A 20,923-nucleotide genomic window follows, 5' to 3' on the forward strand; every position below is an offset into this window, starting at 1 on the left:
CGACTCTCATCATAATCGTAATCACCCCAGCAGATTCCTTTTAATTCCATTCCGGGTTTGTGAAATTCTTTTAAGTTTATCTTTATCTTCTCAATAATTTACAATGTGTAATAGTCAAGCAGATTTCCTTCATCATCATATTTGTAGACTTCCTGAGTGGTGGGTCCCACCGAATAGCATGAATAAATAAGAATTCCGGCTTCATTATACTCATTTTCCCAACCAATATGGCTTCCTGAATTATATTCTACTTCTGCTTTAACCACTCCGTCCGGATATTTTGTAAATATAACATAGCCGGTGTAAAGCTCGCCATTATGCATCGCCAGACAGCTCCCATCATAATCGTAATCACCCCAGCAGACATCTTTCAGTTCAATTCTGGGTTTGTGAAATTCTTTTAAGTTCATCTTTATCTCATCAGTAATTTACAGTGTGTAATAGTCAAGCAGATTTCCCTCATCATCGTAATTATAGACTTCCTGAGTGGTTGGTCCCACCGAATAGCATGAATAAATAAGAATTCCGGCTTCATTATACTCATTTTTCCATCCGATATGACTTCCGGAATTGTATTCCATTTCTGCATCAATGTTTCCATTCGGGAATTTATCCAATATCACATATCCTGTATACAAACGTCCGTTATACAAAACAAGACTGCTGCCGTCATGGTCATAATCGCCCCATTCAATATCTTCGAAATCTACTCTTTTTTTCTCCGGTTCTTTTAGGTTCATAGTATTTAAAATTGTGCTGAAAGTTTATTAAAACGGATTATAGCCCTGTTTCCGGAGATTAATCCTATGGTTTATAAATTCTGATAATGTATGACCTGACAGGTTCGAAATAAAAGGTATATTATAATCTTCACAAAACAGGTACGCTTGGCGCACTATAGGATCATCAGTCTCATCAAGATAAACAAATAAAAAAGACTCTTCATATGCCCAGCACTCAATTACATAGAAGGGACGATTAATCGCTTTATTGTTCTCCTGCATCCATTCTCTCGGATTCTCCTGAAGTTCATTAATATCAAGAATATTATGGCTCAGCACATGACATCTTTTTCCCGCCAGAAATAATAGCTCCCTTACTGCTTCAGGAAATGGCTTGCCATTATTATAGATCTCTTCATGGTTTTGAACTTCGGAAAAAGACATAGGTTCTATTCTTCCTTCGTATTCTTTATTTCCCGGATTTATTGCCGGATTATCCTTCAAATAGGTTAATATCTTAATTTCCATCATTTCTTTTTCTTACATGCTGATGAGTTATTTTTCAAATTCTCATGTTCCGTTTTCTTTCTTTAATCGTAGTCCTACAATTCCGAATCTTGCCTGTTCTTTGGGGAGATCAACCTGAAGGTAGGCCCTTTTTTACTTTTATCAAACAAAACTCTATGAAATGTATACTGTCCTGCGTAATTCTCATCACGGACCGCTTTCTTCACTCTTTTTAGATTCCGGGGATATTCTACCCTGCTGGTTTTTTTTTGTAACGGTAAAAGTTTTATAAATATATTGAATTCTGAAAGCAGACCTATAAACTCAATTTCAAAGAGGAGAATAATAGTAATTGATATGCATATCATAGGCTTCATGCTCCCAGTTTCCCTGAAGCATCTGGATTAAAGCATCTAAGATCCGAATTAAGTCCGCTGTTGGAAAAGGTTTGTTATAAAATATTTTAAAATCATTATCCATGGTTGGGATAGCCTGTAATTCTTCTAAAGAGATATAAGATTCTTTATGACATATGCTGTCTTTTACCTTTTGAAGAATCTGAACCATAGTCTGCTCTTCTGAAGAATCTGATATATATTCGTCCCAGAGAAATGCAAACCAACCTCCCATCTGGCCATTGATTACCATCAGATGATAGTCTGTAAGAATTTCTTTCTGAATGAAAATATACTGGTCTTTTTTAAACTCCTCATGAATATAATAAAGGGCTAATTCCATAAAAATATCTGATGTTATAAACCCTTTACCTTTATAGTCCATATTTTCTGTTGCCATCTTTGATCTGTTTGATTGTATTGATTGATGTTATAGTCTGTAATTAATATCCAGGTAAAGATTGGTGGAAGTCCAGCTTCCATTGAGCATTTGTATAAGTGCATCCATAATCTTAATGAGTTCAGATGTTGGAAACGGGTTTCTGCTATATAATCTTTCAAAATCAGGATCATCAGTAGGAATAGCCTTTAACTCTGTTAAGCTGATCATATCCCCTTTATTCATAAGTGAAGCTTTTACGTTTTGCAGTAACAGAATCATTGTCTGTTCATCAACGGTTCCCTCCAGTTCTTCATCCCATAACAATACCAAAAATCCTTTGTCATACCCCTTAATACTAGAATCCAAAGTATCAAGCAGCTCTGTTTTGTTGACAAACGTATACTGTGATTTCTTTAATTCTTCAGAAATATAATAAATTGCCAACTGCATAAATGATTCACTGATATAGAATCCTTTTTTATCCTTATAATCTATAAATGTTGTTGCCATATTTTTATTTGATTTATTAGCAGGCTCTTCCCGGGCAATGTTTACTTTAATGATCTTTTTCCATGACAGACGAAATCTCTCCATGCCCATGTGATCTCTTTGAAATCATTTGTTGGCAAAACAAAATCAGGTATTGAATTCTGATCATGATAAGCATCCTTATCAGTATAGATTTTTGTAACTGATGGAAATATTTCCACGAACTGCAGCCCATCTGTAGTAAACCTTATACTTCCATCTTGTGGATGCTCCTGGGCATACGTGATGGCTTCTACAAGCTCATCACTTTTTCTCATGGTACTGTATTCACTCATTAAATTACTCAGAATAAACTCATTAGATTTCATGAATTTATAATCTCTACCATGTATTTCCTGCACTCCAAAACTTATTTCATACTCTGCTATACTACTCATCCTATTAATTTTTTATCGTCATAATGTGTTTTAAAATATCAATCCCTGTAGAAGCTGGTTCTGCCCTCTTCACCTTCACCATTAACTACAAAATTTCTCCAAGCTATCACAATTTCTTTGAAATCTGCTGTAGGTAAAGTGTAATCTGCAATACCCGGATTTGAATCATATTTAGCAGAATCACGATAAATTTCAGTAGTAGAGTGTGTGATTTTAATAAGCTGCAACCCTTGTGTGGTATACAGTATTTCTCCTGGTGAGGGTGATTCCATTATACTATTAATCGCTCCTAATAAGTTATCGCAATTAACAATATTTCTAAAATCAGTAATAACTGAATCTAAAGAATAATTTATGGAACGTATGAATTTAAAATCCCGATCATGAATTTTTTTAACACCAAAACTTATTTTATAATCTGTTATAATACTCATCCTTTTATTTTTAATGCCATAATTTATTAACATTATATTTCTGATCAGAATTAAATACTATAACTTTATTTATAAAGCTAATATTATAATCATCCAGTATACTCATTTGTTCATTTAGGTCTGAAATTGAAATAATATTTTTCAGATAGCTATGTATCTTCTGTTTCCCGTTCCGGCAAGCTAATCAAAATAAGTCCAGTCAAGCTCCATCTGGTAGTCTTTGTGATCCCAGGTTTTTTCCAGCATCTGAATAAGAGCATCCATTACACGGATCAGTTCTGCTGTGGGAAATGTCTTCTTATCAAGAATATATTTTAAAGCAAGATCTTCAGTCGGAATCTTCATTAATTCTTCTACAGAAATAAGGCTTCCTTTTTTCTGCAATCCTGTTTTCACAGCATTCAGCAGCTGTATCATTAGCTGTTCATCAGCCGGCGATGCGATAGTATCAAATAATCCTACAGACATATAGCTCCGGCTGTATCCGTTGATGTGAAACTTCAAATCCACTACCAGATCTTCTTTACCAGGGAGAAGATATTCCGGTTTCTCAACCTCTTCCAAAATATAAAATAATACCAGCTGCATCATCGATTCGGATATCCAGAATCCTTTATCTTTTTCGTATTCTATTAATGTTTTCCCCATGGTCTATAGAGATGTTATTTTGATTTACAATGATTTAAGGCCAGTATTATCCTTATTTTCTGTTTCGGGAAATAACGGTAAAGCCTCACTATAGTAACTTTCAGGAAATTCTCCGGAAAATAGTCCTCCATTACCTTCTTCCATAACGTATACCTTACCGGATACATCATAATAATATGTATATGCAGCATCCCCGTAAGCATCATATTTTGTTTTAACAACACTGTCATTCTTCACCTCTCCGGTTTCCAAATCATAAGATCCAAAACAAATAGATTGCTCTGTAGACTGATGTACAATATTAAATGCAAATGATCGAAATTGAATCTCACGATCTTTATTATAACTGAGCATCTCTTCTTTAAGGTAATTCCCACGAGTTTCCTTTCTATGAATAATATTGACCAGGATTGGTAGTGGATATTGAGCAAAAATCTCTGCAGTGGGTTCATTTTCCTGATAATAAGTGACCTCAACAACTACTCCCCCAATATACTCTTCTCTGATCTTTGTTCGGCCATTGATCTTAATAATTTTCACAAATTCATTCGAAGCCAATGCTTCTTCTTTAGTGACAGGATCAAAATATTCGTTTTCGTAACTTATTACTGTGCTCATTTTCACGGGTTATTATTCTATTCATTTAATTTCTGATTACTCTATTTTCTGAATAAAGTCCTTTGATTTTTATTTCCGCTTACTTAATTACTTCATACAGTCAAATAATTAGTCTGTTGGTAGCAAATCAGCATTTTGATAATAAGGATTCTCTGATAAAAAGCCGGGAAAGAAAAACTCAATTTCACTATCTGTTATTAAATAGTCATTTTCTGCAACAAACGGCGACTCTGATCCCCGCATTGATGATAAATGGCCATCCGGATTATATATGAATTCAAATTTCTCCTGTTTTGATGCCGGATCATAATAGTATTTCCTGATCTCAAGGTGAGCTACCTCATCTACAATTTCATCTCTCCTTTCAAAGATAAGTAATCCGCCTCCGTTCAGTAACAAAGTGATCTGAAAATCTTCATATGCACCCGTTGTCAATAAAAACCTTTGAATTTCCTTTCTGTAAGCGCCAATCTGCTCTATGGTTCGTATTTCAAACCAATCCAGAACCGGATAGTGGTTCACAAGTTCAGAAAGGATCAGCTTCTCATCATCATCAGCCTTCAGATAATGAATAACATTGATCAGACTATTATCTTTATATTCTTCTTTCCTGAAAGTTCCGGCATTACCTGTAAAAACTTTATGAAAATGCAGACTTCTTTCTGCTTCATCAGAAGTAATGGCTTTTTCAAATTCATTCTCAAATGTTATATCTGCTGTCATTGTATATCATCGATTACAAAGGAAATGCCTGAAATAGCAAGTGTGATGGTTTCAATCTGATCAGATCACAATGGCCTTCCTCTCTTTTCCGTCCAAAATAGAGATTATAATTCTTCCGGCAAAATACAATCAGCTGTTCAGCCAGCTCAGGCATTCTGCGATCTGAACTTTACTGATAAAAACCTCAGCATTCACCTCCGGTTCCGGGGAAAGCTTCAACTCTACTTTCTGGCTTGTGTGCCTGATAATGTCCGTAACAGCTTCTTTATTGATGATAAACTTACGGTTTATCTTAAAGAAAACCTGTGGGTTTAATTTTTGAATAATATCTTTGATGGTATCATCGTAAATATAGGTCTGATGATCTTTCGTCGTTAAGAAAAGATATTTTCCGGATGCAAAAAAATAAGCGACATGATGTTCGTCTATTGATTTCAGCTTATTTCCTTCCCTTACCATAAAGCGTTTCATCATATCAGTATCTCCGGTTTGTAAACTGGAAATAGACTTCAGCGTCGGTTCCGGATCAAAATTATTCCTGATGGAGATAAATTTCTGCAAGGCCTTATGGAGATCTTCTTCTTCGAAAGGCTTCAGAAGATAGTCTATGGTAAAATGCCTGAAAACCCTCATCGCATATTCATCAAATGCAGTAATGAAAATAACAGGGGTAAAAAGTTCCACATGCTCAAAAATCTCAAGGCTCATCCCGTCTCCGAGATGGATATCCATAAAAATGAGATCTGCAGAATGGGTCTGAAAGAAATCAATTGCCTGTTTTTTTGAACGAAGAACGACTGTTTCAGTAACAGGAATGATGGTCTGCTTATCCAAAAGACCTTTCAGATAATTAACAGCCAGCAATTCATCTTCTATAATGGCAATTTTCATAACGGTTACAAAAGTACAAAAAAACCGCTAGAACGGTTAAGCTCCAGCGGTTTCAGGGGTGTTAATATGAAATATTATAAATTAGGATTGTTCTTCTTTGCACTCATAGGATATTCTATGGTATATCTCGGGTCATTCTGCTGAAGAATATAGTCCTGACCATTTACTGTGTGGGTAATCTTTTTCTGATCTGCTCTTCTCAGGTCAAACCAACGCTGTCCTTCCAGGGCAAACTCTCTGAATCTTTCGTCTAAAATAAAACTCATGAATTCTGCTGCATTCATTGGATTGACCTGATTCTGAACTGCAGTGTAGCCATCCGGAGTATATCTGTTTTTCAGAACGGTAAGGAGAGTCTGCTTGGCTTCGTCTAGCTTATTCTGTTTCAATAGAGCCTCAGACTTTATAAAATACATTTCTGATGTTCTGAAGGACACTCTGAAATCAGAACTTCCCCCTTTGATCACTTTGTATCTGCTGCCGTTCTTTTCGAAATAAAGCTTAAATCTTTTATCTGTAGCACTGTTATATTTTGAAAGCAGCTCTGCAGAAGCAAAGGATAAATTCTGTACAGAACTGTTAAAGGCATTATCCAAAGCCAGGATAGATTCCGGGGAAGTAAAATGATTCGGTGCCGTATTTACCGTATTCAGATTGCTGATTTCTCCTTTGATAGCTAATGCCTGCTGTGAATACCCCAAAGCCTGGTTCCAGTCTCCCTGATAAAGAGCCGTTCTTGCCTGAAGAGCCAGTAATGCTGCTTTTGAGAATCTGTAGTTAACTCCGGCAGTCTGTTTCTGTTCTACCATAAGCCCTTCTGCTTTTGACATATCAGCATGAATCTGATCATAAACAGCCTGTACTGTAGAAGGCTTCAGCACCTGCTCAAGATCAATATCCAGAGTGACAGGAACCCCTCTGTCTGTAGAAGCTGTAGCACTGTTGTAAGGTTTTGCGTACAGGTTCACCATATCAAAATAGGTATACGCACGCAATGCATAAGCTTCTGCCAGGATCTGCCTTTTTTCAGGAGATTCTGCCATGGTTTTACTTCCTTCATTGATGATCTGGTTCAGATAAAAAACCACAGAATAGAAACTTACCCATGGAAACTCGTTAGTTGCCTGGTCAGTATTCGAGTCTTTCCACATGGCAATCTCACGGTAAGAGATGAAATCACTGGTATTCTCATCAATATTCACCTCATCGGTACGAAGAGCAGAAAGGGATCTGTGAGAAGGATATTTTGAATAGGCTGAAGTCAGTACTTTTCTGTAATCCTCAACGGTCGTAGGAATTACTTTGCCTTCGGGCTGTATATCTAAAAATCTATCGCACGATACGCTTGTAAAACTGATTACTGCCAGTGCTATAAATGTTGTTATTTTTCTCATTTTTCAAGTTTTTTTAAAAAGAAACATTAAATCCTACGGTAATAGATTTGGTAATAGGCTGCGCATAAATGTTACCATAGGTTTCGGGATCAAAATATCCTTTATACCCGTTACTGAATACAAATAAGTTACGCCCCTCTACGCTCAGTCTCAGCGCACTGATTCCCATAGGAGCGGTGAACTCCTTAGGAAGGGTATATCCTAAACGGATACTGCTGATTCTGATATAACTGACCTCTTTAGCCCAAACATCCAGTAAGCTGTAGGCATTGGAACGGTTACCCGTAAACCATTTATTGGCCATCCATCCGTCTGGGTTAGCATCCATATCAGGACTCGTAATCCCCGGAAGTGAAGAACCTGCTTCATAAACATCTCTGGTATAATTTCTTCCTCTGTCGAATTCAGATCCACGGTAAGAAGGCGTTCTCATTACTGTCTGCTTCAGGTTGAAGGTAGCAGAAACCGTAAAATCGAAGTTATGGATCTTAAAGGTGTTGATGATCCCTCCTGTAAATTTAGGATCCCTGTCACCGATATAGGTAAACATACTTCTCAGCTCTGCATTTGATAATTTAGTATCAACCAGCTGTCCCGGTAAGAAATCTGCATAGACATCATAAAGTTTAAAGAAATCTGCTGCAGATATTTTTTCGTCTCCTTTCCAGAACAAAGGGTTTCCGTGCTCATCCATTCCTGCAGTTTTCAATGCAAAAACAGCATTTACGGGAAGACCTTCTCTGGAAGGAAGCAATGCATTGTCACGAGGCTGCTCGCTTAATACCCTGCTCTTATTGTGAGCGAAGTTGATTGTCGTCGTCCATTTGAAATTATCCCTGTTGATATTTCTGGTGGACAATGCCAGTTCAAAACCTTTGTTCGTTAAACTTCCCCAGTTCATCATTGTATATTCGAAACCGGTTTCCAGCGGTGTTTCTTTCATACTGATCATATCCGTTCCTTTTCTGCTGTAAATATCAGCGGTAAGGTTGATACGGTTCTGGAATAATCCCAAATCAATCCCGAAGTTGACGTTGGTTGTTTTTTCCCAACGAAGTTTATCATTCGGGGGGCTGATCACGTTGATGATTCCTTCTTTGGTCCCCGGAAGAATCGTAGCATCATTGTATTCCCCGATAAAGAAAGGTGAAGTATTACGGTCGATATTCCCCTGAAGACCATATGAAGCTCTCAGTCTAAGGTTAGAAACCGGTGTGATATTCTTCATAAAATTCTCCTTTGTTACCAGCCATGAACCTGAAACCGCCCAGATCGGAAGGTATTTATACTTTTTATTAACCCCGAACAGGTTGGTTCCGTCATATCTTACACTTCCGAAGAAGGTATACTTCTGATCATAAGTATAGGAAGCCGTCGCAAACATGGAAGCATAAGCATTCTCTACAGGCGGCATTTCACGGTATGTTTCATACTGTTTCATTGCTGCAAAACTTGAGGTCGGGAAAACAATTGCCGTAGCTCTTCTCGTCACCGGATCATAACCGAATGCTCTTGTAATTGTCGTATTATCGTTTGTTTTACGGAGCTCTGTTCCGGCCATCACATCAATTTCGTGTACTGAATTGATTTTTGTGCTGTATGTACCCTGTAACTTCCAGTTGTATTGGAAAAAGTCATTATCCCAATTCTGCTTTACCGCTCCGTCAGGTAAGAAATAACGGTATGCCCCATCTTTATAATAACGGGTACCTTCTCTCATCTTTCTGTTGAAATAGGTATTCTGAGCTGCGAATTTCTCCGTTTTGTTGGTATCATACTGAACTCCCAGCTGTGAAGTAAATCTCAGGCTTTTAGACACCTTATATTCAAGATCCAATATCGCTTTTAATGAATTGTTCTTCAGCGTATAGTTGGTATTTTCTCTTTCTTCAAGGAAATTGAAAGGAATATACCGGTCTTCAAAACCGTCAATATCTCTGTCATACCTGTAGCTGCCGTCCGGATTGTACGGCGACAGGTAAGGGTTGGCGTTTCTTGAATAGTTGACAGGACTGATATTGGCATCAGCATCCGTGATGAATGATTCACGTTCACTGTGGGTACCGAAAACAGAGATTCCTGCATTTAATTTATCGCTTAATTTGTAATTGTTTTTTAAGGTAAAGTTATAACGTTTAAAACCTGTTCCTATCGTTGTTCCTTCTTCATCATAATATCCCAGTGAGAAATAGTAATCTGAACGGTCGCTACCTCCTGAGATACTCAATCCGTACTGCTTATTGATCGCATTTCTGTACAATAGTTTACCCCAATCGGTATTGTTGTTTCTAAGACTGTTGATCTGTTGCAATGTCAAAGGATTCACTGCATCTAACCCTCCGGTTCTGAAAGCATCAAGCTGATTATTCTGAGTCAGAATCCTCATCACTTCACCTCTGTCATCACGGTAAGTAAGATCGGTTCGCCTGGCAAGCATTAATTCCAGATCTACCTTTTCAGAAGCATTCAACAGATTCAGTCTGCTGAAATCAGGACGGGCAGTTACAAAGGTATCCGCTGAAAAGTTCAGTTTCAGGCTTCCTTTTTTACCTTTCTTCGTCGTGATGGAAATGACCCCGTTGGCAGCTCTTGCTCCATAGATTGCTGTTGCAGCTGCATCTTTCAGAATGGTAATATCTTCAATATCATTAGGGTTCAGACCTGCGATAGAGAAGTTCTGAAGCTGGTCGATATTATCTTTATCCGTAAAATTAGGGACATCATTCCCTTCCAACGGAAGACCGTCGATCACCCATAGCGGATCCTGAGGACCGGAAAGAGAAGCCGTACCTCTGATTCTGATCTTCGCAGGACTTCCCGGAGCCCCTGTTTCCGGAGTAACTGCTACCCCGGCAATTTGTCCGGATAACATCTGATCAATACTTGCTACCCCGGCCTGGTTGATGCTTTCCATCTTAATCGTGGAAACCGCTGAGGTCTGCTTACGTTTTTCAATCTTCTGGTATCCTGTAATGATCACCTCCTGGATCTTATTTTTATCTGAAACCTCGGGAATCAGTCTCACCGTATAATTGGTACGGTCTTCATTGATCTGAATGATTCTGGATTCATATCCCGGGTAGCTCACCAGTATCGTTTTGATATCTGCCGGAATTTCCAGGATGAATTTTCCGTCTTTATCGGTTACCGTACCTACGGATACACTTTCAATAATTCCGGTAAGGTCGGTTTTGGTAGAAACAGACTGTGTTTCTATTTTTATAGATGCACCGGCAATGACACTGGAAGTATTTCCGTCTTCTATTTTCCCGGTGATGGTTTTCTTTTGCTGGGCTAGCGCAATATTAGCAGCCAAAAGAGGTAAAAGGATTAGAGTTTTTTTCATAGCTGTTTATTTGTTTAAAGCCTCTTCAATACGAATAATTAAATCTGTGTAATGTGCTCTTGAAGCATCATCTCCCTTGTATCGGGTTCTGTTCAGCAGGTCAAGTACTTTCTGAAGTTCTGCTCTCTTGTAGGTAGTTACTTCAGATACTCTTTTCATCGATGAATAATTAATATTCCTGATGTTTCTGTCTTCACCATGGAAATTGCAGATCATCGGTATATTCAATGTATTGTCTACTTTCAATCCTTTCACTGCTGTTTTTTCAAATAATTTATTGACAGAAACAATCAGGGCATCCACATAATTCTTCTGGGTCATCCTTTCAAGAATCGTCAACGTGCCTTTTTTACTGAAAATTGAATTTCTCAGCTGGTCAAATAAATTTTCTACTGTATAGATTTCTTCTTTTGATCCTGAAATTTCGTGTTTCAATTCATTCTCAAGCAATCTGAGAAGCCTGTCATCCATCAATAAAGCGTAGATATTCGCATACTGCATTCCTCTGGCTAAAGTATAGGGAGTCTGCTCGAACGGTCCCATCGGTGAGTTCTTAACAGCATACGTCTTTTCCGCAATGGGATTAAAGAATAGCCATTCCGGAAGGTTGATTGCATTTTTCACAAGGTAGTCAACAGCCCTTCTCTGGGTTTCGGCCGGTACTGCTTCATAGGCTTTTTTCTTACTTCCAAAATTGGTATTGTTCAGATAAATTCCACCCACATTGGCCATCACATGGCCTGTATACAAATCCCACTGTCCGATGACACCAAAATACAGTTTACCTGCATCCGTATAGCTTTTACCGTCTTCATAAGTCCATTGTAAAAGATTATTGACAACGACTTTCAGGTTTTTCAATCCGTATTCGCTGGCTTTCATGGCATCATCACCCAGGTCTTCAGATTGTGAACGGGGATCAATGGTTTCCAGATAGCTTTGCTGCTCACCGTAGAAATACAAAGGATCATCCTGATGCTTCTCAATTAAGTTTCTAAGGGCTTTTTTCTCAGAAAACTCATCCGGATACCAACGGTAACCCCACTCTATCGCATATTTATCATAAATTCCTATTTTGGGAGTGATGGCAGTAACCCCATCTTCCGGCTGAGCCACGTAATTGTAACGGGCATAATCCATGATGGAAGGAGCGGTCCCCCCCATCTTATCGGTAAACTCTTTTGAACGGAGTGATTCTACAGGAAATGCAAAGGAAGAGCCCATATTGTGCTTCAGTCCGAAGGTATGCCCTACCTCATGAGAGGAAACGAACCTGATCGCCTCTCCCATATATTCATCACTGAACTTATTTCCTCTCGCTTTAGGATCTATAGGACCGATCTGAATTCTCATCCATTCCTGAAGAGAAGTCATTACATTATGCCACCAGATAATATCCGCCTCAATGATCTCACCACTTCTCGGGTCTACCACAGAAGGCCCCATTGCATTTGACTTTGGGGAAGCTGCATAGGTGATCACCGAATATCTTACATCATCAATATCGAAGTCTTCATCTTTTTCATCAGGCATTTTAGCAATAACGGCATTTTTAAAACCTGCCTGTTCAAATGCTGCCTGCCAGTCATAAACGCCTGCTATGATTTTTTCACGCCATTGTTTTGGGGTTGCAGGATCAATATAATAAACGATCGGCTTTTTCGGTTCTACCAGCTCACCTCTCAGGTATTTTTCTTTGTCTTCCTCTTTAGGTTCCAGATTCCATCGGGTAATGAAGAATTTTTCATCCATTTTCTGCTGGCGATCATTGAATGCCCAGTGCTTTTCATTGAAAAAGCCGACTCTCTGATCAGAGATTCTTGGCTTCATAGGTGTTTTGGAAAGCAGTACAATATTAGTGGTTACTCCCAATGTTACCGGAAGGTCTACTCCCCCTTCATTCACAGAAGTGGTCAGCTGGGATTTCACAACAAGGTTCTGAGGAAACGTCTTCACACCTTCGATATATGAAAGGCTTGATTTCACAGATCCTCCAAGGCCTACATTGGCAAGAACATCATTAAAGCTTTTTTGATTCCCGTCAAAAACTTTGTTCACTTTAATGGCAACTGCGGTAGAATCATTGTTTTGAGCTTCAATATCAAAAACTTCAATCACAGATTCTGAAAAGTTGTCTTTTACAGATTTTGTAATCGCATCATTTTTAGGGGATGATACTTTGACATCTGATGTTTTAACCCAAATCTTTTTGGCCACATTGTCACGGTGAAAAGAAATGATCTTATTTTCATAATTCATCCCTTTGTTCAATCCCGCCTCATTCACCTGCATTGGTACCTGAGACAGCTTATTGACTACCAGAAACTGACGGTTCATCAAACTGTCCGGAATTTCAAAATAAACATCTGTTTTTACCTGGATCGTATTGAAAAGTCCCTTTTTATAAGTTCCTTTCTTGATCAGGTCTTCAATTTTTTTGGTCTTCTTTGATGATGAAACCTCAGTCTTATCAGTTTTGTCTTTATTGACCTTTACCGTATCTTTTTTCTGAGCCAATGCCATTGGTGAAGCTATAGCCAGTCCCAGATACAGTGCAAGTCTGTAATTCTTCATTAAAATAGTCCGATTCATTCCAAATAGTAAATATCTTAGTTTCAGCCGGCAAAGCTATAGGTAAAGAAATAATAAGGGGTATTGTTAGGGAGTGAGCGGTTGGTTTTCGGGAGTGAATGGATTTTTATTTTCACTTCAATAATGGTAAAAAACATACAAAATATTCACCATCTACAGATATATTAAGAGAATTAATCCTAAAATATTCATAAATTTGATTCAAATAGTCAATTCCGAACTTTTCTCCCTGTACCGACTCGGTCCTGGGTTGCCAGGTATTCTTTACCGTAATCCCGTCTTCATCTACGATAATGATGATTTCCAAAGGCTGATCAATGGTTGCAATATTGTGTTTGATGGCATTCTCCGTGACAACCTGAAGGGATAGATAAGGAATTCTTTTTTCTAAACTTTCTTCATGATTGATGATCAGTTCAAAACTCAGTTCTTCATCAAACCTGCTTTTCAAAAGTTCCATATATTTCCGGATAAAGCTGATCTCCTGTGAGACCGGAACAATATTCTCCTTTGGAGGTACGATCAGGTATCGGTAGATCTTGGAAAGATTCATGGTAAACTTCTGGGCATTCTCCTTATTGATCCCGATCAGCATGTACAATGAGTTCAGTGAGTTGAAAAGAAAATGGGGATTGATGTTATTTTTAAGCTGCTGCAGCTGGTTGATCACTTCCGCTTTGTGCATTTTCTCATTCTCTATCAGCAGCAGGTTTTTTTCAGACTGTATTTTTTCTTTCTCTTTATAGGCAATATTGGCGGATCTCTGGAAAAGAATAAATACTGTTACAATAAGAAACAGGGCCGCCAGGAAGATAAAGATGGTATAGGTTCTTACCTTATATACATTTTCATCAATAATAAAGTTGACATGATTTACAACCGTGTACCCCTCAAAGTTATCTGTTTTCAGCGGTTTTATAAATCGTGTCACCTCAACCCCCAGATATTCGGAAATTGCGGTTCCCTGTGTATACCCTGTCTGGGACCTGCTGCACAGGGTATCTTTAGGTTTGATATCTGTAAACTCCGTAATGTTTTTTCCCAGGTATTTCTTTTCTGGATGGGTAATGCAGATTCCTTCTTTAGTAAAGACATAAGCATACGTATTGGAGTTTTTATCTACATTGATGAAATACTGATGAAGATCATCGAGGCTTACCGCAGAACCATAATACAGCATATTTTTATCGGGCATTACCAGAGAATCATAGCTCATCCAGTATAAACTGTCTTTATGAGTGATCAGAAGGTCCCTGAAATAGCCTGACCCGCTGTTCTTAAGGGCAACCGTTTTTTCCCTGTTCTCATTATTTTTAAAAATATCAGACAGGGGGCTGTTGGTTTCAGATTTTCCGGTACTGTTACTGTCATAATAATACCAGCTGTAAGCCAGCAGATTCCTTTTTTTGTTCAGATCATTCAATACTGATGAATAGTCTTTATAGTTTTTCAGACCATCTTTACGGATCAGGGCACGAAGCAGGTACTGATAATCTTCAATATTCCTGAATTCATTTTCTATCGATTCATATTTACGGAAAAACGTTCTTCGTGCAAAATCTTCAGTATTTTTCCGGCTGTCACGGGTAATCAAAAAGCTCAGAACAGCAAATGCCACCACAGCGATCAGGCAGACGGACAGGGCAGTAATATAAACGGATTTTCGGGTAAGGGCGTGCTTAAAATTCAATTCTTCTACATTCTTGTTTTCTCCCCAAAGTATAACATCGTATTTTCACTTTGCGGAGCTTTTCTTCTACAGATAACTTATTAATTTGCAAAAATATAACAAAGTTTTCAGGACCGGAAAGTGAATTATTTATAAATTTAAATCATGCGGCAAAAGCCGCTTCAGAATGGGATAAGAAAAAGAAAAAAATAAGGAAAAAACAGGCTCTCTTTTCATCAGGACAGCCTGTTTATCATACTAGAGTTTATAATTATAACCAATCTGAACCATAAAAGGCAATTGCGGTTTGGTTTTGAAATCCTGTGAAACTATATTTCCCAATTTCAGATAGACTTCCTGATGGGGAAAAGAATATCCCCCTTGGATGCCATAATAGAAATTCCCTCCGGTAGCTGGCTCATACCAACCGTTTTTTACACCGGGAAATATTTCTTTATAACGGGCAGTATGTTCAAAATGGGAAACAATTGCCTTATCAAAGCCTGCTTCAATACCGATGAACCACTTCGGTCTGTAATACCCGATGGTTCCAGCCATATCTAATCCGAAATTGGCAATGACCACGTTCTCATTCCCGAATCGCCGGAAGATTCCCTGAACCCTGGCAGACAACTGAAAATCATTCACTTTTACCCAACGGATATTTGCTCCTGCTTTTACTTTAAAGTCGTCCAGTAATGTACCTCCTGCAGGCACAGAAAACTCAACTCCGGTAATCATAGGAAACCATGCTGTATTCAACCTGTATCCGTATCCGAGGCCAAAGATTACCCCGTATTCTGTACCGATATTGGCATTCAGGATGTGTTTTTCTTTATTGTTCAGCGCAGCCCAGTTTACTGTTTGTGATGGCAAAGAACCGGCTGCCAGTATTATAAATAAGAGTGATATTATATATTTTTTCATTGCATTAGTTTTTAAAGGCCGTCGACAAGTGTGATGATCTGAGGTTTTGTCTGGGTATTCCAGGCTTTAGAATTGGTAATGATCCCGTCATGTCCTACTCCGGAAATTTTCACCCTGGTTACTTTTTTAAAGCTTGCGGAAATTTTCTGGGCCCATGAATCCGGATAGGCTTTATTTTTTTCACTATAGAAAAATAGTACCGGACCATTATAATTCTGAACTCCTTTTGAGAAATCAAGGTTATATTTCTCTCCACTGTCCAAAAGCGCATCCATTACCACTGCTCCACTTCTCCAGCTTATCGCCGGATCGAAATCACCTTCTCCTGTAATACTGTTTTTTGAAGAAAGCATAGACATTTTATAATCCAGTATCTCATGCTGATCTTCTTTCCCGGAAATAAACTGATCCAGATAAGTGGCATCATTCAGAATTTCACTCCAGAGTTTAAATGATCTGGATTCTTTGATATAATCTTTCACATCATCCCAAACCAGTCCTCCAGGTTCGCAGACAATAAGCCCCTGTATATCGTTGGGATATTTCCCGGCATATCCTGAAGCCAGCATCCCTCCCCAGGAATGTCCCAAAAGAACCACTTTCTGATCTGGATTTTTACGATAATGCGCTATAACAGCATGCAGCTCGTCATACATCAGATCTGCAGCGCCTGCCCCTAAAGAGGTATAAGATTTTTTAGGAAAACGCTGAGAAAGACCGGAACCTCTCTGATCATAAAATACAACCCTGTAGCCTTTGTCAGCAAGATCCTTGCAAGGGAGCAGATAACGATAATCTCCTCCCGGACCACCATGTAAGGGAATAACAATTGTCCCGTTTTCGGGCCCAAATGCTTCTGCATGCAGTCTGGCACCATTTATTGAAATAGACGGAAGAGAAGGATCCTGGTCCACCGTTTTAGGAACGAGGTTTCCCGGTTCATCAATAGCCCTTCCATCTGTACAGGAAAACAGTAAAGTAAAAATGGTAAAAACAGCTAAAGCCGCATTTCTTTTTCTGAAAGCAATCATACTTTTGATTTTAAAAATTATGATGCAAAGATTCATTATACCTGAAAGCAAACCGCCCCATCAGGAAAGTTGAACCCACAAAAAAACAAAACACAACCCATTGATTATGTTACACATATGAAGAATGAAACCTTCTCCCTGAAAGATGAAACGCAAAATCAGACTTTCTGATATTCACTTGGAGTGGCTCCCGTATATTTTTTGAAATTTCTGTTGAATGATGTTTTAGAATTAAATCCACATTCAAAAGCAATGGACAGTAAGGTGAATTGCCTGCTTTCGGGTTTTGAAACCCTGTCTAAAAACTCTTCAATTCTTTTTTCATTGATAAGCTCATAGAAATTTTTGTTTTCTTTGGAATTGATTACCTGTGAAAGATAATTGGGATGAACTTCCAGCATTGCCGCCAGTTCATTCAGGGTAAGATTGGGATTAATAAAAGGCTTTTCAGCTGCCAAAAGACGTTTAAGACGATCATGGATTTCATCCAGATTTTCTTCCGTCAGCTTTGATTTTTGGTATTTCTTTTCAGCAGGCAGATTATGTTCCTGTGTTTTTTCAGTTTCAATAGCAGGACTTGCTATCATTTCATTCCCCACAAAACTTAATACCGGCTGATTGAAAACCTGGACCTGCTTGATTCCAAAATATCCAAGCCATACGATAAATACTGCTACAGCTCCGTAAATAATATTCACATTAACGAAAAGAACAAGTCCCCAGATGAGCGCAATCCAGATAATAAGATACAGCAGCCAGTTGAAGTTGATCTTTTCCGTATTGGAAAACTGCTGGACCATATTTTTCCTGAACCGGTACAAAGCAAGGAAAGACAGCAATACATAAGCAATCCCTGAAATATAAACGGCATACAGCCTGATCAGCAGCTCTGTTTCAAAGCCGCTTCCCTCATGCCTGAAGATTTCCACTCTTTTTTCAAAAGGAGCTGTGTAGAATGACAGAAACAACAGATTACAGATCAGAAAAGGAATAAAATGAAGCAAATATTTCCATGAAAAAGGTCCCTGAGAAGTTTGTTTTTTAACATATATATAGAGAAACGGGCCATATACAAGCGGCAGTGTAAAGCCAAGAAAAGCTAATGAGGGGTATTCTGTAAATTTACCGGTAAGAAACAAATAATAACTGGCCAGATTAAGTCCTATGGATGACAGCCACATGGCTAAAATAAGATCAGCTGCATTTTTATTTCTTTTTGTAATCAAAAGAAAAGAGAGAAAAAAAGCCAAGAAAACTCCGGACAGATAAAGCATATGAACTTTAATATTATTGTTAACTGATAATCAATGGTGTTGATAACAAAAGTAAATATAATTTTGCAGTAAAATTCCGGCATCGGCTATTAATTATATAATTACTGTCAGTCAACCTGTTTTTATTCTCATTTTTGAATGAGTTAACAGAAATTATCCGTTCATTTTTCAGCATAAAAGTGGAATGCTGTTTCTCTTTTACAGAGAATCAGGAGCGATCAGAGTACAATACGGAAATCTTAAAATTAGTTAATATCCTTATTCATCAGCAGATTCAGCATTTTATATTTTGAAAATTATTTATCTTCGCTTACAAATCTTATTTGAAAATGAAGAAGATCATCTCCGGGATATCTATTTTTTGCTCTATCGTTATCTCAGCACAAGAGACTAATATTCAGTTCCAGGAACTCCCATTCAAAGATATTATAGCCAAAGCTAAAAAAGAGAAGAAACTGGTTTTCATCGATGCTTACGCTGCATGGTGCGGTCCCTGCAAAATGATGGAGAAAAATGTTTTCACCCAGAAATCCGTGAGTGATTATTACAATACCAACTTCATCAATGCAAGATTTGACATGGAAAAGGGAGAAGGCAGGGATATTGCCGCAAAGTTTGGGGTACGTTCTTATCCTACTTACCTGTTCCTGAATGGTGAGGGAGAACTGGTGTCCCGAAATACCGGTTATATGGAAGAAAGTCTTTTTGTAGCCATGGCTCAGGATATCAATTCACCTGGGAATAAAAAAGGTTCCCTTAAAGAAAGGTTTACCAGTGGAGAGAAGGATCCTGAGTTTCTGATCAACATTATGAAGCTTAATTCCAGTACGGATTATGACTTCGCCAAAAAGGCTTCAGAAAGATATTTTGAAAATAAAAAGAAAACAGAAGAAATGACCAAGGATGAGATTGGTCTTCTGCTTTATTTTATCAAGTCATCTGAAGATGCCAATTATAATGTATTTGTTTCCAGAAAAGCAGAGATCATTAAATTTTTACCCGAAGAGACTTATAATGAATTTAACGCACAGCTTCGATTAGCAAAAGTTGTGGAACAGTCTATTGATGATAAAAACAAAAAGATCAATGATGATTATTTCATGAAAACAGCTGAGCCGTTAGTAGGAAAACAGGCCGCTATGGCAAAGCTCAATCAGACAAAGCTTAGCTACTATGAGCAAAATGCTAACTTCCCGGAATACGAAAAAGCAGCCTTAGAATATTATAAAAACTCTGATGCATTCGACCCTAATGAGCTTTTAAGAGCAGCATGGGTATTCGCAGATCATGTAAAAACCCCATCATCATTAAAAAAAGCAACGGAATGGGCTGAAAAATCTGTGATGAGAGGTGAAACATCAGAGAATACTTACATCCTGGCAAAACTTTACTACCTGACGGGAAATAAGGAAACAGCAAAAAATTACGCAGAAATGTCTAAAAACATGGCAGCCCAGGTAAGCAAAGATACCACACTGGCGGACGAATTATTAAAGCAAATAAAATAACAGATTGATGAAATACAGAGTATTAACGGGTGTTTTAGCTTTCCTTGCAATAGGGTCTCTAAAAGCACAGGAGCAGGAACAAAATGAAGATAAAAGCTTATATATAAAAGGTAATGCACTCTTTATTCCTATAGGTATTTTAAATGCGGGTATTGAAAAACAGATAAGTCCAAAATATACCATCCAGGGGGATGTTTTTATTTCGCCGTGGAAATCTTTTGCAGGACACGAACTGCAAATTTACTCGCTTTCTGTAGAGGGCAGATACTATTTTAAAGAAGCTTTTAAACATTGGTATATAGGTGCCAACATTGGTATTTCAGCCTATAATCTTCAAAAATGGAATTATTGGAATGATGGTACTTCGGAAAACTGGAATGGGGAAATTCTCGTTAATTCTAATCTATACCAAAAAGGATATTCTGTTACATTTGGAATCACCGGAGGATATCAATTTCAGTTGTCTGACCGCCTGAACCTGGACGTTTATGCTACCATAGGATCATCGCAAGGATTTTACAAAGGTTATGACCGATCAACAGGAAGGCGATATGATGCTGCAGAGAAATTTAATAAAAGTGGTGAAATCATTCCGTACAGAGGGGGCATTATGATTTCTTATAAACTTAAATAGTACAATGAAACCATTCGGAAAAAATCATATTATCATTTCAGTGATCACCTTTGTGATCCTTTTTTTAATGAATTATCTTGGAAATGACCTCCCGGATAAATTACAAAGGGCACTTCTGACGGCTTTTGCTGGTGTTGTAGGATTAACGATCGGACTCTTTATATTAAATAAGGGTAAAAATGACAAGAATCCGCCTCAGAATTTTGATTAAAACGTTCAAAGGTTGAAAGCTGAAGTTACTTCAGGCTTATTACACCAGGTATTTTTTTAAAGTATAAAACAGAGATAAAAGTCATTTTCTA

Annotated in this window: 21 protein-coding genes; 3 read left to right on the forward strand and 18 right to left on the reverse strand. The window is 38.0% G+C overall.

Going from position 1 to position 20,923, the window contains the following annotated elements; genetic code table 11:
- Window positions 1–98: 98 nt before the first annotated feature.
- The 18 genes from BBI00_RS10805 to BBI00_RS10895 form a co-directional block, all read right to left on the reverse strand.
- Entirely contained in the window at window positions 99–410 is a 312-nt protein-coding gene (locus tag BBI00_RS10805; protein WP_065398775.1) for a hypothetical protein, read from the reverse strand.
- Window positions 411–428: 18 nt separating this feature from the next.
- Entirely contained in the window at window positions 429–740 is a 312-nt protein-coding gene (locus BBI00_RS10810; RefSeq protein ID WP_065398776.1) for a hypothetical protein, read from the reverse strand.
- Between the two features lie 27 nt (window positions 741–767).
- Window positions 768–1,253 carry a hypothetical protein gene (locus tag BBI00_RS10815; RefSeq protein ID WP_065398777.1) on the reverse strand — a complete coding sequence of 162 codons (486 nt, stop codon included), beginning with the start codon at window positions 1,251–1,253 and terminating at the stop codon, window positions 768–770.
- A gap of 306 nt (window positions 1,254–1,559) precedes the next feature.
- Window positions 1,560–2,024 (reverse strand): hypothetical protein, encoded by a 465-nt coding sequence (locus tag BBI00_RS10820; RefSeq protein ID WP_065398778.1) that lies wholly within the window; start codon window positions 2,022–2,024, stop codon window positions 1,560–1,562.
- Window positions 2,025–2,054: 30 nt separating this feature from the next.
- On the reverse strand, window positions 2,055–2,516 hold the full coding sequence (locus BBI00_RS10825) for a hypothetical protein (RefSeq protein ID WP_123902260.1): 462 nt from the start codon (window positions 2,514–2,516) through the stop codon (window positions 2,055–2,057).
- Between the two features lie 41 nt (window positions 2,517–2,557).
- Window positions 2,558–2,932 (reverse strand): hypothetical protein, encoded by a 375-nt coding sequence (locus BBI00_RS10830; RefSeq protein WP_065398780.1) that lies wholly within the window; start codon window positions 2,930–2,932, stop codon window positions 2,558–2,560.
- Window positions 2,933–2,970: 38 nt separating this feature from the next.
- The gene (locus tag BBI00_RS10835; RefSeq protein ID WP_123902261.1) at window positions 2,971–3,366 is read right to left on the reverse strand and encodes a hypothetical protein; all 396 of its coding nucleotides are present in this window, start codon (window positions 3,364–3,366) and stop codon (window positions 2,971–2,973) included.
- A 180-nt stretch (window positions 3,367–3,546) separates the two neighbouring features.
- Complete coding sequence (locus BBI00_RS10840; protein ID WP_065398782.1) at window positions 3,547–4,014, reverse strand: hypothetical protein; 468 nt, start codon at window positions 4,012–4,014, stop codon at window positions 3,547–3,549.
- Between the two features lie 24 nt (window positions 4,015–4,038).
- Window positions 4,039–4,632: a hypothetical protein gene (locus BBI00_RS10845; RefSeq protein WP_065398783.1), complete on the reverse strand. Its 594-nt coding sequence runs from the start codon at window positions 4,630–4,632 to the stop codon at window positions 4,039–4,041.
- Window positions 4,633–4,740: 108 nt separating this feature from the next.
- A complete protein-coding gene (locus BBI00_RS10850) occupies window positions 4,741–5,355 on the reverse strand; it encodes a hypothetical protein (RefSeq protein WP_065398784.1) in 615 nt (204 codons plus the stop codon).
- A 129-nt stretch (window positions 5,356–5,484) separates the two neighbouring features.
- Complete coding sequence (locus BBI00_RS10855; RefSeq protein WP_065398785.1) at window positions 5,485–6,246, reverse strand: LytR/AlgR family response regulator transcription factor; 762 nt, start codon at window positions 6,244–6,246, stop codon at window positions 5,485–5,487.
- Between the two features lie 74 nt (window positions 6,247–6,320).
- Window positions 6,321–7,640 carry a RagB/SusD family nutrient uptake outer membrane protein gene (locus BBI00_RS10860; protein ID WP_065398786.1) on the reverse strand — a complete coding sequence of 440 codons (1,320 nt, stop codon included), beginning with the start codon at window positions 7,638–7,640 and terminating at the stop codon, window positions 6,321–6,323.
- A gap of 13 nt (window positions 7,641–7,653) precedes the next feature.
- Window positions 7,654–10,986, reverse strand: a complete 3,333-nt coding sequence (locus BBI00_RS10865; RefSeq protein ID WP_065398787.1) for a SusC/RagA family TonB-linked outer membrane protein — start codon at window positions 10,984–10,986, stop codon at window positions 7,654–7,656.
- A gap of 6 nt (window positions 10,987–10,992) precedes the next feature.
- On the reverse strand, window positions 10,993–13,578 hold the full coding sequence (locus BBI00_RS10870; protein ID WP_065398788.1) for a zinc-dependent metalloprotease: 2,586 nt from the start codon (window positions 13,576–13,578) through the stop codon (window positions 10,993–10,995).
- Window positions 13,579–13,690: 112 nt separating this feature from the next.
- A complete protein-coding gene (locus BBI00_RS10875; RefSeq protein WP_083988476.1) occupies window positions 13,691–15,268 on the reverse strand; it encodes a histidine kinase in 1,578 nt (525 codons plus the stop codon).
- A gap of 237 nt (window positions 15,269–15,505) precedes the next feature.
- Window positions 15,506–16,174, reverse strand: coding sequence for a hypothetical protein (locus BBI00_RS10885; protein WP_065398791.1), 669 nt, complete (start codon window positions 16,172–16,174; stop codon window positions 15,506–15,508).
- A gap of 11 nt (window positions 16,175–16,185) precedes the next feature.
- Complete coding sequence (locus BBI00_RS10890) at window positions 16,186–17,205, reverse strand: alpha/beta fold hydrolase (protein WP_065398792.1); 1,020 nt, start codon at window positions 17,203–17,205, stop codon at window positions 16,186–16,188.
- 158 nt (window positions 17,206–17,363) lie between these two features.
- On the reverse strand, window positions 17,364–18,431 hold the full coding sequence (locus BBI00_RS10895; protein WP_165602514.1) for a helix-turn-helix domain-containing protein: 1,068 nt from the start codon (window positions 18,429–18,431) through the stop codon (window positions 17,364–17,366).
- Window positions 18,432–18,808: 377 nt separating this feature from the next.
- On the opposite strand from BBI00_RS10895, the gene BBI00_RS10900 reads away from it, so the two are divergent.
- The 3 genes from BBI00_RS10900 to BBI00_RS10910 are packed head-to-tail and all read left to right on the forward strand — an operon-like array spanning window position 18,809 to window position 20,832.
- The gene (locus BBI00_RS10900; RefSeq protein ID WP_065398794.1) at window positions 18,809–19,987 is read left to right on the forward strand and encodes a thioredoxin fold domain-containing protein; all 1,179 of its coding nucleotides are present in this window, start codon (window positions 18,809–18,811) and stop codon (window positions 19,985–19,987) included.
- Window positions 19,988–19,994: 7 nt separating this feature from the next.
- Window positions 19,995–20,621 (forward strand): DUF3575 domain-containing protein, encoded by a 627-nt coding sequence (locus tag BBI00_RS10905; protein WP_065398795.1) that lies wholly within the window; start codon window positions 19,995–19,997, stop codon window positions 20,619–20,621.
- Window positions 20,622–20,625: 4 nt separating this feature from the next.
- Window positions 20,626–20,832, forward strand: coding sequence for a hypothetical protein (locus tag BBI00_RS10910; protein WP_065398796.1), 207 nt, complete (start codon window positions 20,626–20,628; stop codon window positions 20,830–20,832).
- Window positions 20,833–20,923 lie beyond the last annotated feature (91 nt).

Origin of the sequence: Chryseobacterium arthrosphaerae (genome assembly GCF_001684965.1) — a bacterium.
GTDB classification, from domain to species: Bacteria; Bacteroidota; Bacteroidia; order Flavobacteriales; family Weeksellaceae; genus Chryseobacterium; species Chryseobacterium arthrosphaerae.

Coding starts and splice junctions, on each gene's coding strand:
- BBI00_RS10805 (WP_065398775.1), bottom strand. CDS start 410: ATGAACTTAAAAGAATTTCACAAACCCAGAATTGAACTGAAAGATGTC.
- BBI00_RS10810 (WP_065398776.1), bottom strand. CDS start 740: ATGAACCTAAAAGAACCGGAGAAAAAAAGAGTAGATTTCGAAGATATT.
- BBI00_RS10815 (WP_065398777.1), bottom strand. CDS start 1,253: ATGATGGAAATTAAGATATTAACCTATTTGAAGGATAATCCGGCAATA.
- BBI00_RS10820 (WP_065398778.1), bottom strand. CDS start 2,024: ATGGCAACAGAAAATATGGACTATAAAGGTAAAGGGTTTATAACATCA.
- BBI00_RS10825 (WP_123902260.1), bottom strand. CDS start 2,516: ATGGCAACAACATTTATAGATTATAAGGATAAAAAAGGATTCTATATC.
- BBI00_RS10830 (WP_065398780.1), bottom strand. CDS start 2,932: ATGAGTAGTATAGCAGAGTATGAAATAAGTTTTGGAGTGCAGGAAATA.
- BBI00_RS10835 (WP_123902261.1), bottom strand. CDS start 3,366: ATGAGTATTATAACAGATTATAAAATAAGTTTTGGTGTTAAAAAAATT.
- BBI00_RS10840 (WP_065398782.1), bottom strand. CDS start 4,014: ATGGGGAAAACATTAATAGAATACGAAAAAGATAAAGGATTCTGGATA.
- BBI00_RS10845 (WP_065398783.1), bottom strand. CDS start 4,632: ATGAGCACAGTAATAAGTTACGAAAACGAATATTTTGATCCTGTCACT.
- BBI00_RS10850 (WP_065398784.1), bottom strand. CDS start 5,355: ATGACAGCAGATATAACATTTGAGAATGAATTTGAAAAAGCCATTACT.
- BBI00_RS10855 (WP_065398785.1), bottom strand. CDS start 6,246: ATGAAAATTGCCATTATAGAAGATGAATTGCTGGCTGTTAATTATCTG.
- BBI00_RS10860 (WP_065398786.1), bottom strand. CDS start 7,640: ATGAGAAAAATAACAACATTTATAGCACTGGCAGTAATCAGTTTTACA.
- BBI00_RS10865 (WP_065398787.1), bottom strand. CDS start 10,986: ATGAAAAAAACTCTAATCCTTTTACCTCTTTTGGCTGCTAATATTGCG.
- BBI00_RS10870 (WP_065398788.1), bottom strand. CDS start 13,578: ATGAATCGGACTATTTTAATGAAGAATTACAGACTTGCACTGTATCTG.
- BBI00_RS10885 (WP_065398791.1), bottom strand. CDS start 16,174: ATGAAAAAATATATAATATCACTCTTATTTATAATACTGGCAGCCGGT.
- BBI00_RS10890 (WP_065398792.1), bottom strand. CDS start 17,205: ATGATTGCTTTCAGAAAAAGAAATGCGGCTTTAGCTGTTTTTACCATT.
- BBI00_RS10900 (WP_065398794.1), top strand. CDS start 18,809: ATGAAGAAGATCATCTCCGGGATATCTATTTTTTGCTCTATCGTTATC.
- BBI00_RS10905 (WP_065398795.1), top strand. CDS start 19,995: ATGAAATACAGAGTATTAACGGGTGTTTTAGCTTTCCTTGCAATAGGG.
- BBI00_RS10910 (WP_065398796.1), top strand. CDS start 20,626: ATGAAACCATTCGGAAAAAATCATATTATCATTTCAGTGATCACCTTT.